Annotated in this window: 11 protein-coding genes and 1 tRNA gene; 8 read left to right on the forward strand and 4 right to left on the reverse strand. The window is 58.3% G+C overall.

The genetic code is table 11. The features are described from left to right. The first annotated feature begins 134 nt into the window (after nt 1-134). The 3 genes from BLR71_RS05130 (at nt 135) to BLR71_RS05140 (ending at nt 3,288) form a co-directional block, all read left to right on the forward strand. The gene (locus BLR71_RS05130; protein WP_092523773.1) at nt 135-1,631 is read left to right on the forward strand and encodes an alanine/glycine:cation symporter family protein; all 1,497 of its coding nucleotides are present in this window, start codon (nt 135-137) and stop codon (nt 1,629-1,631) included. A 123-nt stretch (nt 1,632-1,754) separates the two neighbouring features. After that, nucleotides 1,755-2,429, forward strand: a complete 675-nt coding sequence (locus tag BLR71_RS05135; protein WP_092523775.1) for a 7-cyano-7-deazaguanine/7-aminomethyl-7-deazaguanine transporter — start codon at nt 1,755-1,757, stop codon at nt 2,427-2,429. 82 nt (nt 2,430-2,511) lie between these two features. Beyond that, the gene (locus BLR71_RS05140) at nt 2,512-3,288 is read left to right on the forward strand and encodes an alpha/beta fold hydrolase (protein ID WP_092523777.1); all 777 of its coding nucleotides are present in this window, start codon (nt 2,512-2,514) and stop codon (nt 3,286-3,288) included. 11 nt (nt 3,289-3,299) lie between these two features. On the opposite strand, the gene BLR71_RS05145 is transcribed toward BLR71_RS05140, so the two are convergent. After that, nucleotides 3,300-4,718 carry a 3'-5' exonuclease family protein gene (locus tag BLR71_RS05145; RefSeq protein ID WP_092523779.1) on the reverse strand — a complete coding sequence of 473 codons (1,419 nt, stop codon included), beginning with the start codon at nt 4,716-4,718 and terminating at the stop codon, nt 3,300-3,302. A 31-nt stretch (nt 4,719-4,749) separates the two neighbouring features. After that, a complete protein-coding gene (locus tag BLR71_RS05150) occupies nt 4,750-5,883 on the reverse strand; it encodes an ABC transporter substrate-binding protein (protein ID WP_175491618.1) in 1,134 nt (377 codons plus the stop codon). A gap of 247 nt (nt 5,884-6,130) precedes the next feature. On the opposite strand from BLR71_RS05150, the gene BLR71_RS05155 reads away from it, so the two are divergent. Both BLR71_RS05155 and BLR71_RS05160 read left to right on the forward strand, forming a co-directional pair. Then, a complete protein-coding gene (locus BLR71_RS05155) occupies nt 6,131-7,840 on the forward strand; it encodes a potassium/proton antiporter (protein WP_092523784.1) in 1,710 nt (569 codons plus the stop codon). A 94-nt stretch (nt 7,841-7,934) separates the two neighbouring features. Continuing rightward, nucleotides 7,935-8,024, forward strand: a tRNA-Ser gene (locus BLR71_RS05160). A 199-nt stretch (nt 8,025-8,223) separates the two neighbouring features. Here BLR71_RS05160 and BLR71_RS05165 read toward each other — a convergent pair. Next, nucleotides 8,224-10,788, reverse strand: a complete 2,565-nt coding sequence (locus BLR71_RS05165) for a putative bifunctional diguanylate cyclase/phosphodiesterase (RefSeq protein ID WP_092523786.1) — start codon at nt 10,786-10,788, stop codon at nt 8,224-8,226. Nucleotides 10,789-11,200: 412 nt separating this feature from the next. Next, nucleotides 11,201-12,103: a LysR family transcriptional regulator gene (locus BLR71_RS05170; RefSeq protein ID WP_092523788.1), complete on the reverse strand. Its 903-nt coding sequence runs from the start codon at nt 12,101-12,103 to the stop codon at nt 11,201-11,203. Between the two features lie 104 nt (nt 12,104-12,207). Here BLR71_RS05170 and BLR71_RS05175 point away from each other — a divergent pair, with 104 nt between their 5' ends. The 3 genes from BLR71_RS05175 (at nt 12,208) to catA (ending at nt 14,676) form a co-directional block, all read left to right on the forward strand. Then, nucleotides 12,208-13,329 carry a muconate/chloromuconate family cycloisomerase gene (locus tag BLR71_RS05175; protein ID WP_092523791.1) on the forward strand — a complete coding sequence of 374 codons (1,122 nt, stop codon included), beginning with the start codon at nt 12,208-12,210 and terminating at the stop codon, nt 13,327-13,329. 13 nt (nt 13,330-13,342) lie between these two features. Then, entirely contained in the window at nt 13,343-13,633 is a 291-nt protein-coding gene (catC, locus tag BLR71_RS05180; RefSeq protein ID WP_092523793.1) for a muconolactone Delta-isomerase, read from the forward strand. 68 nt (nt 13,634-13,701) lie between these two features. Then, nucleotides 13,702-14,676: a catechol 1,2-dioxygenase gene (catA, locus tag BLR71_RS05185; protein WP_092523795.1), complete on the forward strand. Its 975-nt coding sequence runs from the start codon at nt 13,702-13,704 to the stop codon at nt 14,674-14,676. Nucleotides 14,677-14,749: the final 73 nt, after the last annotated feature.

The following is a 14,749-nucleotide window of genomic DNA, read 5'->3' on the forward strand; positions in this document are numbered from 1 at the left end:
TAAAAAATAGGGTCGATACGTGAAAGCCTGAGAGATGTGAGACAGGAAAGCTCATTTCATGGAGAAACTTGCGCAAAAATCCATTCTATGAAGAATGGCGGGCACAAATACGACATAGGGTGCCCAGCGTTACCATGGATGTTTCATTCTCCGACCTCTTTACCCAACTGGTCAGTGCCGGCAATGGCCTGATCTGGGGCAGCGTGCTGATCTATCTACTAATTGGTGCCGGTCTGCTGTTTACCATTATGACGGGTGGGGTTCAGTTCCGTTATTTCGGCCATATGTTCAAGCTGCTCAGGCGCTCTCGGGAAGGCGGGGAGGGCATTTCCTCGTTCCAGGCATTGTCGACCAGCTTGGCCGCACGTGTGGGTACCGGCAACCTGGCCGGCGTGGCGGTCGCGATCTACTTCGGTGGACCCGGCGCTGTGTTTTGGATGTGGGTGACGGCTATCGTCGGCATGTCGACCAGCTTCGTCGAATCGACCCTGGCACAGGCTTACAAGGTCAACCATGGCGACCAGACGTTCCGCGGTGGCCCCGCCTACTATATCGAACGCGGCCTCGGCTCTCGCTGGCTTGCCACGGCCTTTTCCGTCTGCCTGATCATTGCCTTTGGCCTTGCCTTTAACAGTGTGCAGGCTAACTCCATTGCGCTTGCCATGGAGCAGGCCTTTGAAGTGCCAACCTGGATCGTGGGTGTGGCCCTACTTGTGGTCGTGACGCCGATCATCTTCGGTGGCTTGAAATCGATCGCCAAGGTCGCCGAGCTGATCGTGCCGCTGATGGCGGTGCTGTATCTCGCCCTGGCCCTGGTGGTGGTGGCGATGAACGCTAGCGAGCTGCCGGGTGCGATCATGACCATCCTGCGCAGTGCCTTTGGCATCGAGGAGGCGGCCGGTGGCGCCATGGGCTATGCCGTGGCGCAGGCGATGATGCAGGGCATCAAGCGTGGTCTCTTCTCCAACGAAGCCGGCATGGGCTCGGCGCCCAATGCCGCCGCGACTGCCAGCACGACACCGAACCATCCGGCGGCGCAGGGCTTTATCCAGATGCTGGGGGTCTTCCTCGACACCCTGGTGATCTGCACCGCGACGGCAGCGATCATTATCATTTCTGGCCCCATGTTGGACAGTGGTGACTCTCCCAACGGCATTCAGCTCACCCAGATGGCGCTGTCCTCTCACGTCGGCGACTGGGGTGGCATGTTCATCGCGGTGGCTATCCTGCTGTTCGCCTTCACCTCGGTGATTGCCAACTACTCCTATGGCGAGAGCAATATCGAGTATCTGGCCGGTCCGCGCCGCGCACGAACCGCCGTTTTCATCTATCGTCTGGCGGTGTTGGCCATGGTGATGATCGGCTCGGTGAGTAGCCTCAAGGCCATCTGGGGTTTCGCCGATCTCTCGATGGGCATGATGGCGCTGATCAACCTGGTGGCGATTCTGTTGCTGTCGCCGCTGGCCGTGGCGCTGTTCAAGGATTACGACCGGCAGATGCGTGCCGGCGTCGAGCCGGTATTCGATCCGCGCCGCTTCCCCAAGCTTGCCGGCAAGGTCGACCCCAAGGCTTGGCCCGAGCGCGATGCGTCGACTACTGCCGAGAGCGGCCGGCCCGCTCGAGCCCGCTAAGCGCGTTTCACCCCTTCCAGGGGAACGGGTATACTGTTGTGCATGAAGGGCGCCACGGCTTATGCCGTGGCGCTTTGTGTTTCGAGGGTTCCCTCACCCCTCCGTTATCCAAAAAGGTGACTGATGTTCACGTTGACCCCGGCCCAAGCCAGCCGCTGCATGGCGATTCTGGTGGCGTTTCATATCACGGTGATTGCCGCCAGCAACTATCTCGTGCAACTGCCTTTCACGCTGTTTGGCTTCCATACCACCTGGGGAGCCTTTAGCTTCCCGTTCATTTTTCTAGCTACTGATTTGACGGTGCGGCTCTTTGGCAAGGGGCCGGCGCGGATGATCATTGCCAAGGTGATGCTGCCTGCCCTGCTGGTATCCTATGGGGTGTCGGTGATCTTCCCTCAAGGCAGTTTCGCTGGCTTTGGGGCCCTGACGGAGTGGAACCTGTTCGTGGGCCGCATTGCCCTGGCCAGTTTCATGGCCTATGTGCTGGGTCAGCTGATGGATATTCAGGTCTTCGACCGGCTGCGCCGCCTGCGCGCCTGGTGGGTCGCGCCGGCGGTATCGACGCTGTTTGGCAATCTGGCGGATACCTTCGCCTTCTTCTCGATCGCCTTTCACAACAGCCCGGATGCCTTCATGGCCGCCAACTGGCCGGAAATTGCCTGGGTCGATTACAGCATCAAGCTCGGCATCAGCCTGCTGTTGTTCCTGCCGCTTTACGGCCTGCTGCTTGGCTGGCTGAGCCGCCGTCTGGTGGCCTGGACGGGGCAGCGGGATCGCGACCCGGCAATGGCCAAGTGACGACCGGACGGTCTCGGTGTTGATGAATGACATTCGCAGGCTTTCACTCAAGCCCAGCACCCTTATCGATAGAGGAGATCTCATGACAGCGGAACTTCATACTCTCGACAGCGGCGGAGATGGTACGCCGCTGGTGGTCATCCACGGCCTGCTGGGCAGCGCCGACAACTGGCGATCGCATATCAAACAGTGGCAGCGTCGCCACCGGGTGGTGGCACTCGACCTGCGCAATCATGGTCAATCGCCGCACCTGGAAGGCATGGCCTACCAGGCCATGGCCGAGGACGTGCTGGCGGCGTTGGACCGCCTGGAGATCGCACGCTGTCATTTGCTGGGGCACTCGATGGGGGGCAAGGTCGCCATGAGCCTGGCACGGCTGGCCCCTGAGCGCGTTGCCTCGCTGATCATCGCCGACATCGCGCCGGTCACCTACGGCCACGGCCACGATGAGATCTTCAAGGCCTTGCGTCATGTCGAGGCCAGTGCGCCGGCCAACCGCCGCGAGGTCGACGCCTTGATGACCGAGCATATCGGCGAAAAAGCAATTCGATTGTTCCTGGCGACCAATCTGGAGCGCGACGAGGCAGGTGGCATGCGCTGGCGGATCGGACTCGATCATATCGAGGCGGGGTATGAGGACATTCGCGGCGAGCCGGCCGGGCAGGGCGCCTTCGAAGGGCCGAGCCTGCTGCTGCGCGGCGGACGTTCGAACTACGTGACCGATGAGCTGCTGCCGGCGGTGAAAGAGGTATTGCCCGCGGCGCAGATTGCGACCCTGGATGCCGGCCACTGGCTTCATGCCGAGCAACCCACGGCCTTCCAGCGATCCGTAACCGAGTTTATCGAATCGCTCGACTAGGCTTTGGAAAGCTAATCAGCGTCGCTATCCAGCCGGTGAATCGTCAGCGATGCATCGGCCTTTTCCCCCTTCTCGTGTTTATCCAGGGCGCGGCTCAAGATCTTGTAGGTGTCGATATCGAAGGCCACCGGCTGGTCGTTGAGAGTCGCCAGTGAGGCATCATCCAGGGTCTCGACGCTGCCCAGATAGCACCAGTGATCGACCAGGTGCCAAGTCAGCGCGCCCTCGGCATGGGCCGTGGTGCCCTCGCCGATGGCGACCCGGCCGGGCCAGGGCCAGTGTTGTACGCGCAGCCTTTCCAGGGCCTCGCGAGCGCGAGCGTCGTGGTCGTCTTTGGATTCTGCGCCGTGGCAGGCGCCGCGACAGCGCCCTAGTTGGCTCGAAAAGCAGCGCCCGCGTCCTTTCTCCAACCCCAGCAAGCGAGGGCAGAGCCCATGATGCTCGGCAATTTGCTTGAGCGCCTGCCTGGCCTCTTTGGCGGCGCGAAACAAGCCGTACAGCGGGACCTGTGGGTGTGAGGTGATGTCCTCGGCCGACACCAGCTTAGGTGCCTGCTCGCCTTGCGGCCATTGCCAACCCATTAGTTTGCCTTGGCGGCGCAGGCGACGATTCATGATCGGAAGCTGGGTCTTGATCAGCCGTGCTTCGAGAAGCTGGGCGCCCAGATCGCCAGACGTCTCATGCCACTCCAGGTCCTGAATCTGCTGGGTGAGGCGCATCTTGCGATCCTGGCTCAGGTCATCATGAAAGTGTGACAACACTCGGGCACGCAGATTGACGCTCTTGCCGATATAGAGCGGCAAACGGTTGTGCCCATAGAAGAGGTAGACCCCGGGGCGTTCAGGGATCTCCTGCAACAAGCCGGGGTCGAGCTGGCTTGGCAGGCTCGGCATGCGGCGCTGATCGGCGATCAGGGTGGCAAGATGGTTGCTATCCACTCGTTCTTGCCAGCGTAGCCAAAGTGCCAGCAAGGCCTCGGCATCGCCTTCGGCGCGGTGGCGCTGATGGCCGGTCAGCCCGTGACGCTCGATTAGGGCATCCAGGTTGTGCTTCGGGTGCTCGGGCGCTAGTCGCCTTGATAGCTTGAGGGTACAGAGCGTCGAGGCACGAAACGCGATACCCACGCGGGCAAACTCGTTGCGCAGAAAGCCATAGTCGAAGCGCATGTTATGTGCGACGAGTTCGGCGTCACCGAGAAAATCGCGCAAGGCATCTGCCAGGTCAGCAAAGGATGGGGCGTCTGCCACCATCGCATCCGAAATGCCTGTCAGGCGCTGGATCTGGGCGGGAATCGCTTGGCCTGGATTGACCAGCTGTACGAAGCGTTCTACCACCTTGCCGTCTTCAACTTTCAGGGCGGCGATCTCGGTGATTCTATCCCGAGTGGTACGCGTTCCCGTGGTCTCCAGGTCCAGAAAAACCTTGGTCATTGTGGTGCTGCCTGATGATAGACGGTGATGCCTAGGAGGAGCTGGGATCCACGGCGATACGCTTTACCGGGGTGGAATCGTCGATGAAGGCCTTTTTGTTCAAGAAGGTTTCAAAGGTGGCATAGCGATTGACGTTGAGCGCAGCAGGACTTGGCGCCATGCGCCTTAGGCTGGCCTCCCAGGCCTGCCGATTGGCATCACTATCAAGGCTTGGCTCTTGGTCGATGAGTAAGTCCCATGCTTCATCCGGATAGTTGATCATCCAGTTGGTCGCTTCCTCAAGCCCGGCAAGTAAATGATCGATGTCGTCGCGCTTGGCACTAAGGTGGTCCCGATTGGCGATCAGGATCAGACCGTCATGCAGCGGCAGGCCCTGTTCCTCGGGGAGGAAGCGGCGGGTAGGAACGCCTTCCTGGCCAAGCAGGGCCGGTATGACGTTACGCGGCGCGCCAATCAGTGCATCGACACGTTTCTCGGCCAGGGCTCGCACCATGGCAAATTCGACTTTTTCGAGCGTCACGTCGTTTAGCGTCATGCCGTGGTGGTTCAGCATCGTGGCAAGAACGGGGTTGATGCTGTCCTGAAAGGCGTAGCCTAGGGTCTTGCCTGCCAGGTCAGTGATGTCGGTAATGTCGCTGTCTTCGCGCACGATCAGGGAAGAAAGCGGCGTATCGATCAAGGTGGCGACACGCACCAGCGGTAGCCCTTTGTCGATGAGCATATGCAGTTGTGGCTCGCGTCCCACCGCCAAGTCGGCACGGCCGGCCGCCACCAGCTTTGCCGGTACGCTTGGGTCAGCCGGGGTGGTGATGGTGAGCGACACGCCACGCCGCTTGAGCTCGCCATGCGCCTTTGCGATCAATAGAGCGGCGTGTTGCGGTGACGGGTACCAGTCGAGAACCACGTGCAATTCGCGCGTCGGCGGCGGCTCGATGGGTTCGGGAGACCCCTGAATTACTGAAGGGACTTCGACGACAGTCTCTGTCGCTTTGGGACCACTATCAGAGGCGGCGCCTTGCTCGCCTCCACTCGTTGAATCGCCGCCTGTGGCCTCGGCCGACGAGGTTTGCGCTGATGCTCTTGGTTGGGCTTCTTCTGCCATAGAAGACGATTGCGGCTGTGTCTCGTCGTCGGTGGGCTGGGCCCATGCGGGGCCGGTCGCCAATGTCGCTGCCATCAGGATGGCTGGCAGCAGCCTGGCGAGTCGGGCGGTGTGCCTGGCTGGCAGCATCGAGCATGTTGTCATCAACTGTGGCTTCCCAAGGCAAAGGGTTTGTCGGGCCCATCGGCCAATTCGGCAGTAGTTTATCCCTCTTCTATATGTATGAGCCACCCGCCACCCTGTGAGCACGTCGCTGGCTTCCTATGGCTGTGACATAATAAGCGCTGGTTTGGCTTGACCACGGACGATCATGGATAGCATCAATACCCTTTTTCTGCTCAGTGGCTTTCTGATTGCCTTGAGCATTCTAGCAAGCCGCCTTTCTACCCTGTTTGGGCTTCCTCTGCTGGTCATCTTTCTCGGCCTTGGCATGCTTGCCGGCGAGGAAGGGGTGCTGGGCATAAAGTTCGACGACTATTCCCTGGCCTTTCTGATCGGCCACTTGGCGCTGGCCATGATTCTGCTCGATGGTGGCCTGCGCACTCGCTTGAAAACCTTCCGGGTGGGCTTCAAGCCTGCCCTGTCGCTTGCCACCCTAGGGGTCTTCATCACCAGCGGCGTGGTGGGGCTGATTGCCATGTGGGTCTTCGACCTGACCCTCATTCAGGGGTTATTGGTGGGCGCTATTGTCGGCTCTACCGATGCCGCCGCCGTGTTTTCGATGCTGGGTGGGCAGGGCATCAACCTGAATGAGAGGGTGGGAGCTACCCTGGAAATCGAATCCGGCACAAACGACCCCATGGCGATCTTCTTGACGCTGACACTGGTCGAGGTGCTGGTCGGTGATCTGCGAGGGGTGACCGGCACCCTGATGTTTCTGCTCTCTCAGTTCGGCCTTGGACTGGCGATCGGTCTGGGGGCTGGCTGGTGCATTGCGCGCCTGCTGCGCTGGTTGGATTTGGCCCCGGGGCTTTATTCCCTGCTGGCGCTGGCACTTGGTTTCTTCGTGTTCGGTGCCACCAGCTGGCTAGGTGGTAGCGGCTTCCTCGCCATCTATCTGACGGGGCTGATGATCGGCAACCAGCCAGGGCGTCACCTGGATTTCATTTTGCCGGTTCACGATGGACTGGCCTGGCTCAGTCAAATCGGCCTGTTCCTAGTGCTGGGGCTGCTGGTTAACCCCAGTGAGGTATTCGAGTTCGCGCTGCCCTCGCTGATGGTCGCGCTGGCGCTGATCTTCTTGGCGCGCCCGCTGGCGGTGTTGATCGCGATCAAGCCTTTCTTCAAGTTTCGCTGGCGAGAAGTCGGCTTCATTTCCTGGGTGGGGCTACGTGGTGCCGTGCCGATCGTGCTGGCCATCTTCCCGGTTATCGGCGGCGTCGCGAACGCGTCGCTGTATTTCAATGTCGCCTTCGCCGTGGTGCTGCTGTCGCTGCTCATTCAGGGCGGCTCATTGCCGTTCATGGCGCGATGGATGAAGGTCGAGGTTCCCGCCACTATCACACCGAATCGGCGCGGGCCACTCGGCGTATTGCCGGAAAACGACTATGAGATGTTCGTCTACAAGGTTGAAGATCAGGCCCTAAACGACGTACCGATTCGCCTGCTGCGTTTCCCTTCAGGGGCTCTGATATCGGCCATGTTTCGTCAGCATGTCATGCTGCATCCCAAGGGCAGCACTCGACTACGTGAAGGCGATGTGGTCTGCGTCATCGGTCGCACTGATGACCTTCCGGCCCTGAACCGCCTCTTCAATGGCGATGCAAAACTCGACCGTGCCCGTGCTTTCTTTGGCACCTTTACCTTGCAGGGAGATGCCTTGATGTCGGATGTGGCCGAAGCCTATGGCCTGACGTTAAGCCCAGGTGAACAGGAGATGACGCTGGGTGAATACGTCTCGCTGCGCGTCGGTGGGCACCCGGTAGTGGGCGATGACGTCGACTGGCATGGCTTCCACTGGGTGGTCAGCGAAATGCGCGGTAACCAGATCACCCGGGTCGGTCTGCGTCTCTACTATTAGACATGGGCCGTTGCGACATTATGTCGTAACGCATTGATCGCAAACTGCCTCTTGACGAATAAAGCAAAGCTGGTAGTATATGCACTCGTAAGCCGGAGGGATGGCAGAGCGGTTTAATGCACCGGTCTTGAAAACCGGCGTAGGCTAATACCTACCCAGGGTTCGAATCCCTGTCCCTCCGCCACCGAATTAAGCAAAAAAGCCACCTGCGGGTGGCTTTTTTGTGCCTGAACGTTGGAGAAGCTAGATTTCGCCTGCATTGGTTGCGTGCATGGAGCGGGTGTATGCTCGTTGCCTCATCCTTTGGCCGTTTTCGTTTTCACTGCCTTCCGCAGACAGTGCTCACGCAGACGTAGAAGCCGTACATAATGTATGTCATGCCTTTAGGCTGGGCGTTGGGGGCTGGATAAATATTCCACTATCTCATTCAAAGGTAGCGGCTTTGAATAGAGGAACCCTTGGATGAAGTCACACTCTTCTGCAACCAGAAAATCTTTCTGGCTCTCGTGTTCCACGCCCTCGGCAACTACCTGACAACCTAGCTTTTGAGCCATTGCAATGGTCGCTCTAACGATCGTTGAATCCTCATTGTTTATACCGACGCCATCAATGAAGGTTTTGTCTATTTTTACTTTGCTGACGGGTAAGTTTCTTAGATAGCTGAGACTTGAGAACCCTGTGCCGAAATCATCGATAGAGGTGCCCACCCCAATTTTCTTCAGCGATTTTATTTTTGCCACCGACTCATATTCGTCTTTCATTAGGAGGCCTTCGGTTATTTCTATTTCCAGGCTGCCCGGCGCCAGGGAGTTTTCTTTTAAACAGCTTTCGATATGGGGCAAGAAGTCCTCCCTGAGGAACTGTAAGGGTGAGACATTGACAGCGATGCTGACCTTGATCTCGCAGTCTCTGGCTATCGAGGCGATATCCTGACAAGCCCTTTCTATTACCCAGGCTCCAATAGAGGAGATGAGGCCGATCTCTTCTGCAAGCGGTATGAATTTCCCTGGGCTGATATAGCCTTTTCCAGGGGAGTACCAGCGTATAAGGGCTTCCAGGTAGGTTCGAGAGCCTTCCCGGCAGGGGATGATTGGCTGGTAGTGAAGCTCGAGCTCCTCATTCTTCAATGCTTTTTTCAATTCTTTGCCAAGCGTTAGCCTTTCTCTCACGCTCTGACTCAATGCGTCGGTGTGCCAATGGTAAGTGTTCTTGCCACTGCTTTTGGCTCTAAGCAGCGCCATGTTGGCGTGCCGCACTACATCACTGTCTGAGCCATTATTATCGACGCATATGCCGATGCTGGCTGGTGCCTCGACTTCATATTCCGCCACGTGGTAAGGCGCGCGTAACCTTTCGAGAATCGCCTGAGCTAACGTAGCGGCTTCTCCTTCAGATCGCATGTCATGACGAAGCACTACGAATTCATCGGCACCAAAATGGGATAGGATGTCACTTTTTTTCAAGCACCCAGTGATTCTGCGTGACGCCTCTACGATGATCTCATCCCCAGATACGTGTCCCAGAGACTCATTCACATCTTTGAAGTTATCCAGGTCGATATACAGCAACGCCATTCTGGATTCGTGTTGGTGAGATACTTTCTTGGCGTACTCAAGTCTGCTGAGAAAGCTGGTTCGATTGGGAAGGTGTGTTAATGGGTTGTGCGCCGTAAAGTAAGCGAGCTTATCTTGGTAGTGCTGTTTCTCACTGACATTGTTCTGAATGCCAATAAGGTGAGAGGTGATGCCATCTTCATCGCAAACAGGGGCTATGTGTAGGTCATTCCAGAAAACAGTACCGTCCTTTCTATAGTTCAAGATGGTCTCGCGGAAAGCAGAACCTTTGGATAGCCCGCTGCGGATTCGGCCAATGGATTCGGTTGAGGTATCTTTTCCTTGTAAGAACCTACAGTTCTTTCCGATAGTTTCATCCTGGCTATATCCGGTCATATTATAAAAAGCCGGGTTGGCGTGAACTATCGGTTGGTCCTTGGCTCTGGCATCGACGATAACCACACTGTTGGGGGTGGCTTCGACACTTCTACGAAATATCCTTAGTGTGTCCTCATCCCTTTTTCTGGCTGTGATGTCTTTAGCCATGCCGTGGATACCGATGACCTCTGTCCGGGCAATGATTGGAATGAACGTCACCAAGACAATTGAGTCCCGACTGCGAAAAGATGAAATATCGCATTCGAACCTTGATGTTGTCCCTGAAATTGCAGTGCGGAAATGTCTATCTACCGCTTCTTTATACTCTTGCTTGATTCGGCCAATGAAGGGAGAGGCCAAGATATCTCGTTCTTCAGCTTCCAGTAGAGATGTGGTGGCTTCATTGACGCTCTCGAAATTGCCTCTGAGGTTTAGCGAGAAGACGGCGTCGGGGTTCCTCGAGAATAGGCTTTCATACCTGTTTTGAATGAGCGCTAGTGACTGTCTGTCACTGTGCCGGCTGATGGCCAGAGACGTTAGTCTGGCGGTGCGTTTGATGAGCTCGACATGACGATCATCTGGCTGGCCATCACGGCTAAAATAGCTGGCGAGTGTACCTAATAGCACGCCATCCTGGTTTTTAACTGGATAAGACCAGCAAGAAAGAAGACCACTGCTTATCTCTACGTCTCGAAGGTCCGACCAGTTGTTTGCATAGCCAATGCTCTCTGTGGCGCCAGCTTCAGAGAAGAGAGTGGTATGGCCGCAGCTGCCGGCATTCGGGCTGGTGGGAATGTTGTCAAGGAGTCGGCAAAAATCGCGTGGCAAGGAGCCGTTCGCAGCAAGCGACAGGCTTCTGCCATGATCATGTGTCAGCATCACTGAACACATGATGTCACCGGCCTGACGTTCGACCATCAGGCAGATGGCCTGGAGCGTCTCTTCGAGAGGCTTGCCCATGGCAATCATTTCTTGGATGCCTTGCAGGGCTTTGAGCTCTAGGTAGGTGCTCTCCATGCCTTCTTTCTCCCGTGCCAAGGCTCATGGAATCAATCATTTATCGCTCGAGCTTATCCTGGCGATAAACCTCTGTCCAAGGCAAAGGCTATGCTCGCCTAATGGTTTTTTGAGCCTGTAGGATATCTCCATTGTGCATGAGTTGGAGATGTAGGAACGCCGGGGCGGAACTTATCGGCATGAATGAACCAGTTCGGTGAAAAAATCGCTGTTTGCCTATGGGAACCGGCATATTAGCTAGACTGGAATTAATGGCCGGGGCCACCTCCCTCTACTTTATTCGCTATTTTTTCGATAACGCAGTGTTGATAGGGCTCGCGACACAGGCTGTTGAAGCCCGAGCCGAGGCTAACCATGAAGGTGAGTGTCACTGGCGGCTTGATTTGCCTGTATGCGCTTGATAGCCCATCCCTCAGGGGTAGCGGCCACTTCGACGGTTCTCGACCAGCACGGCGAGGATGGCGTTGGCGGCCTGCATGATCTCATTTGGCTTTTCCCCTTTTCGCCGGCTGCAGAGGATGGGAATGGTGATGTGCTTCTCGGCCAGATAAACATAGTTGATACCGTCGCGCTGAAGCCTGCGAACCTGTTCCGGTACCAGGGTGATGCCCAGGTCCGAGGCCACGAGCCCCAGCGCGGTCTGCATTTCGTTGGCTTCCTGCGCGACTCTTACCCGCAGCCCTCGGCGGCGGAACATGCCGAGCACGCTGTCCGCCATACTGGGGCGCGGCGTGGCCGGAAACAGGATCAGTGGGTATTCGGCTAGCTGCGCCATGGTCGGCGTGGTGCCTTCGAGAGGGTGGCCGTTAGGCAGAGCCGCCATCATTGGCTCTTCAAACAATACTTCCTGCTCTATATCCGGATCGTCGATGCGCAACCGACCGAACCCCAGATCAATACGCCCCGCCTTCAATGCCTGAATCTGCTGCACGGTGGTCAGTTCCGCCAGCGTCAGTTCAAGGTCCTCCTTTTGTCGTAGCCCTCGCACCAGCAACGGTAGCTGGCCATAGAACACCGACGGAACGAAGCCGATCCCGAACAGCTGGTGCTTGTTGCGGGCGATACGCCGGGTGCCAGCGATGGTGGTGTCGACTTTTTCCAGTATCTGCAGGGTATGCTCATGAAAGAACTGACCCGCGGGGGTGAGGGTCAGCCCTCGGGAACTTCGCTCGAATAGTCGAGCTCCTATTTCTTCTTCTAACTGATTGATCTGGCGAGTTAAAGGGGGCTGAGCCATGTTCAGCCTGGCGGCCGCTCGGGTCATGTTCAGCTCTTCGGCCGCTATGCAGAAGTACCGCAGGTGGCGCAACTCCATGATACCTCCAGGGTATGGAAAGGCACTTAAACAATATTGGTTCCGTCTGCAGGCTGCAATCAAACTGCCCTGCAATTACCAGATTCCTGGACCTCGGAGCCGCCATGCCCCCCGTGATCAACACAATCGAGACGTTGCTGGTCGACCTGCCGACCATCCGCCCGCACAAGCTTTCCATGACGACGATGGCATGCCAGACCATGGTCATCGTGCGGATGCATCACAGCGATGGTGTCGAGGGAATCGGTGAGGGCACCACCATCGGTGGCCTGGCCTATGGTCCCGAGAGTCCCGAGAGCATCAAGACCAATATCGATACCTACCTGGCGCCTCTGCTGGTCGGCCAGCCCTCTTGCAACATCCAAGCGCTACGCGCTCGGCTGAATCGGCATGCCCGCGGCAACGCCATCGCCAAGTCGGCACTGGAAACCGCATTGCTCGACGCTCAGGGCAAGCGCCTTGGCCTCTCGGTCGCCGAGTTGCTGGGGGGTGCCCGCCAGGTGCATCTGCCGGTGCTCTGGACCCTGGCCAGCGGCGACACCGAGAAGGACATCGATGAGGCCCTGCTGCGGCTCGAGCAGCGCCGCCATTGCAACTTCAAGTTGAAGATCGGAGCCAACCCGGTGGATCAGGATGTGCGACATGTGGCGGCGATCAAGGAAGCCCTGGGTGACAGGGCCAGCATCAGGGTCGACATCAATCAGGCCTGGGACGAGCCCGCTGCGGTGCGCGGCATTCAGGCGCTCCAGGATGCCGGTATCGATTTGATCGAGCAGGCCATTTCCGCCCGCGAGCATGCCGGTCTGATCCGGCTGTCACAGCGTTTCAATGTGCCGATGCTGGCCGACGAGGCCGTTCAGGATGCCCGCGACGGGTTCGAGCTGGCGGCGGGCGGCTTCAGTGGCGCCTTTGCCCTGAAGATCGCGAAGTCCGGCGGGCTCTATGGAGTGCTGGAGTTGGCCCATGTGGCCAAGGCCGCCGGCATCGGCCTTTACGGCGGCACCATGCTGGAAGGCTCCATCGGCACCGCAGCGTCCCTGCATGCCTGGGCGACCCAGGACGACATGGCCTGGGGCACCGAGATGTTCGGTCCGCTGCTGCTCAAGGACGACATTGTCGTCGAGCCACTCCACTACCACGAGTTCGGGGTCGATCTCCCGCAAGGGCCAGGACTCGGCATCACCTTGGATGAAGACAAGCTCTCACACTACGCACGCAAGTACTGAGAAGGAGAACGTCATGCTGTTTCAGGTGGAAATGACCGTCAAGCTGCCGCCGTCCATGCCGGCCGAGCAGGCCGCCGAGATCAAGGCGACCGAGAAGGCTTACTCACAGGAACTGCAGCGCGCAGGCAAGTGGCGCCATCTGTGGCGCGTAGCCGGCAGCTACTCGAACGTCAGCATCTTCGATGTTGAAGACAACGCCGAATTGCAGGAGCTGGTCAGCAATCTGCCGCTCTTCCCCTATATGGATATCAGCGTCAAACCCCTGTGCCGTCATCCGTCCTCTATCCGCGAGGATGATGCCTGAAACGCGGATAACGCACGCCAGCGTCCGCGAGCGGAATGGAAAACCATAACAAACGAGGATAATCGACCATGACCGTTAAGATTTTCGACACCCCCGAGGTTCAAGACTTTCTGACAACCGTCGCCGGCTTCGACCAGGACGGCGGCAACGAGCGTACCAAGCAGATCATGCATCGGCTGCTTTCCGACTTGTACCGCCTGATCGATGACTTCGATGTCAGCGAGGAGGAGTACTGGTCCGCCGTCAACCTGCTCAACGCCTTGGGCAGTCAGACACAGTTCGGCTTGCTGTCGCCGGGTCTGGGCTTCGACCACTATCTGGACATGCGACAGGACGCGATCGATGCCGAGGCCAAGCGCAGCGGCGGCACGCCGCGGACCATCGAGGGGCCGCTCTATGTGGCAGGCGCGCCGCAGGCCGAGGGCTTCGCGCGGATGGACGATGGCCAGGATACGGATGGCGAGACCATGTGGCTGACCGGTCAAGTACGTGATGTCGAGGGTAACCCGGTGGCTGGCGCCAAGGTCGAGATATGGCACGCCAACTCCAAGGGCGGCTACTCCTTCTTCGACCAGACGCAGAGCGAATACAATCTGCGCCGCACCATCCTTACCGACAGCGAGGGTCGTTACACGGCTCGCAGCATCATCCCCTCCGGTTACGGCGTGCCGGTAGGTGCTCCCACCGATGTGGTGCTGAAGGCTCTGGGCCGGCATGGCGAGCGTCCAGCGCATATCCATTACTTCGTCTCCGCACCGGGGCATCAGCACCTGACGACCCAGATCAACCTGGCCGGCGACCCCTACACCTTCGACGACTTCGCCTTTGCTACCCGCGAGGAACTGGTGGTTCCTGCCCGCCGCAGCGAAGACGCAGCCGAGATTGCCAGCCGCCAGCTGGACGGTCCCTTCGCTGAAGTGGTGTTCGACGTCGAACTGGCCAAGACCGACGCCCCCGAGCTTCAGGTTCGCCACAAGCGTCCGCGGGCTATGGAAGACGAGCAGGACCAGGCGAGCCAACTGGCTGGTACCGCCAGGGTCTGATCGCACAGATCGACACCTTTCCCTATCTGTATCCAACGTGTCCGTGTTGCCGGCTCTGCCGGGAGCACGGCCG

Origin of the sequence: Onishia taeanensis, from assembly GCF_900100755.1 — a bacterium.
GTDB classification, from domain to species: Bacteria; Pseudomonadota; Gammaproteobacteria; order Pseudomonadales; family Halomonadaceae; genus Onishia; species Onishia taeanensis.

Bases quoted from the DNA above. Each gene is read 5' to 3' on its own strand.
- BLR71_RS05170 (WP_092523788.1), bottom strand. From the start codon at position 12,103: ATGGAGTTGCGCCACCTGCGGTACTTCTGCATAGCGGCCGAAGAGCTG.
- BLR71_RS05165 (WP_092523786.1), bottom strand. From the start codon at position 10,788: ATGGAGAGCACCTACCTAGAGCTCAAAGCCCTGCAAGGCATCCAAGAA.
- BLR71_RS05140 (WP_092523777.1), top strand. From the start codon at position 2,512: ATGACAGCGGAACTTCATACTCTCGACAGCGGCGGAGATGGTACGCCG.
- BLR71_RS05175 (WP_092523791.1), top strand. From the start codon at position 12,208: ATGCCCCCCGTGATCAACACAATCGAGACGTTGCTGGTCGACCTGCCG.
- catA (WP_092523795.1), top strand. From the start codon at position 13,702: ATGACCGTTAAGATTTTCGACACCCCCGAGGTTCAAGACTTTCTGACA.
- catC (WP_092523793.1), top strand. From the start codon at position 13,343: ATGCTGTTTCAGGTGGAAATGACCGTCAAGCTGCCGCCGTCCATGCCG.
- BLR71_RS05130 (WP_092523773.1), top strand. From the start codon at position 135: ATGGATGTTTCATTCTCCGACCTCTTTACCCAACTGGTCAGTGCCGGC.
- BLR71_RS05145 (WP_092523779.1), bottom strand. From the start codon at position 4,718: ATGACCAAGGTTTTTCTGGACCTGGAGACCACGGGAACGCGTACCACT.
- BLR71_RS05155 (WP_092523784.1), top strand. From the start codon at position 6,131: ATGGATAGCATCAATACCCTTTTTCTGCTCAGTGGCTTTCTGATTGCC.
- BLR71_RS05135 (WP_092523775.1), top strand. From the start codon at position 1,755: ATGTTCACGTTGACCCCGGCCCAAGCCAGCCGCTGCATGGCGATTCTG.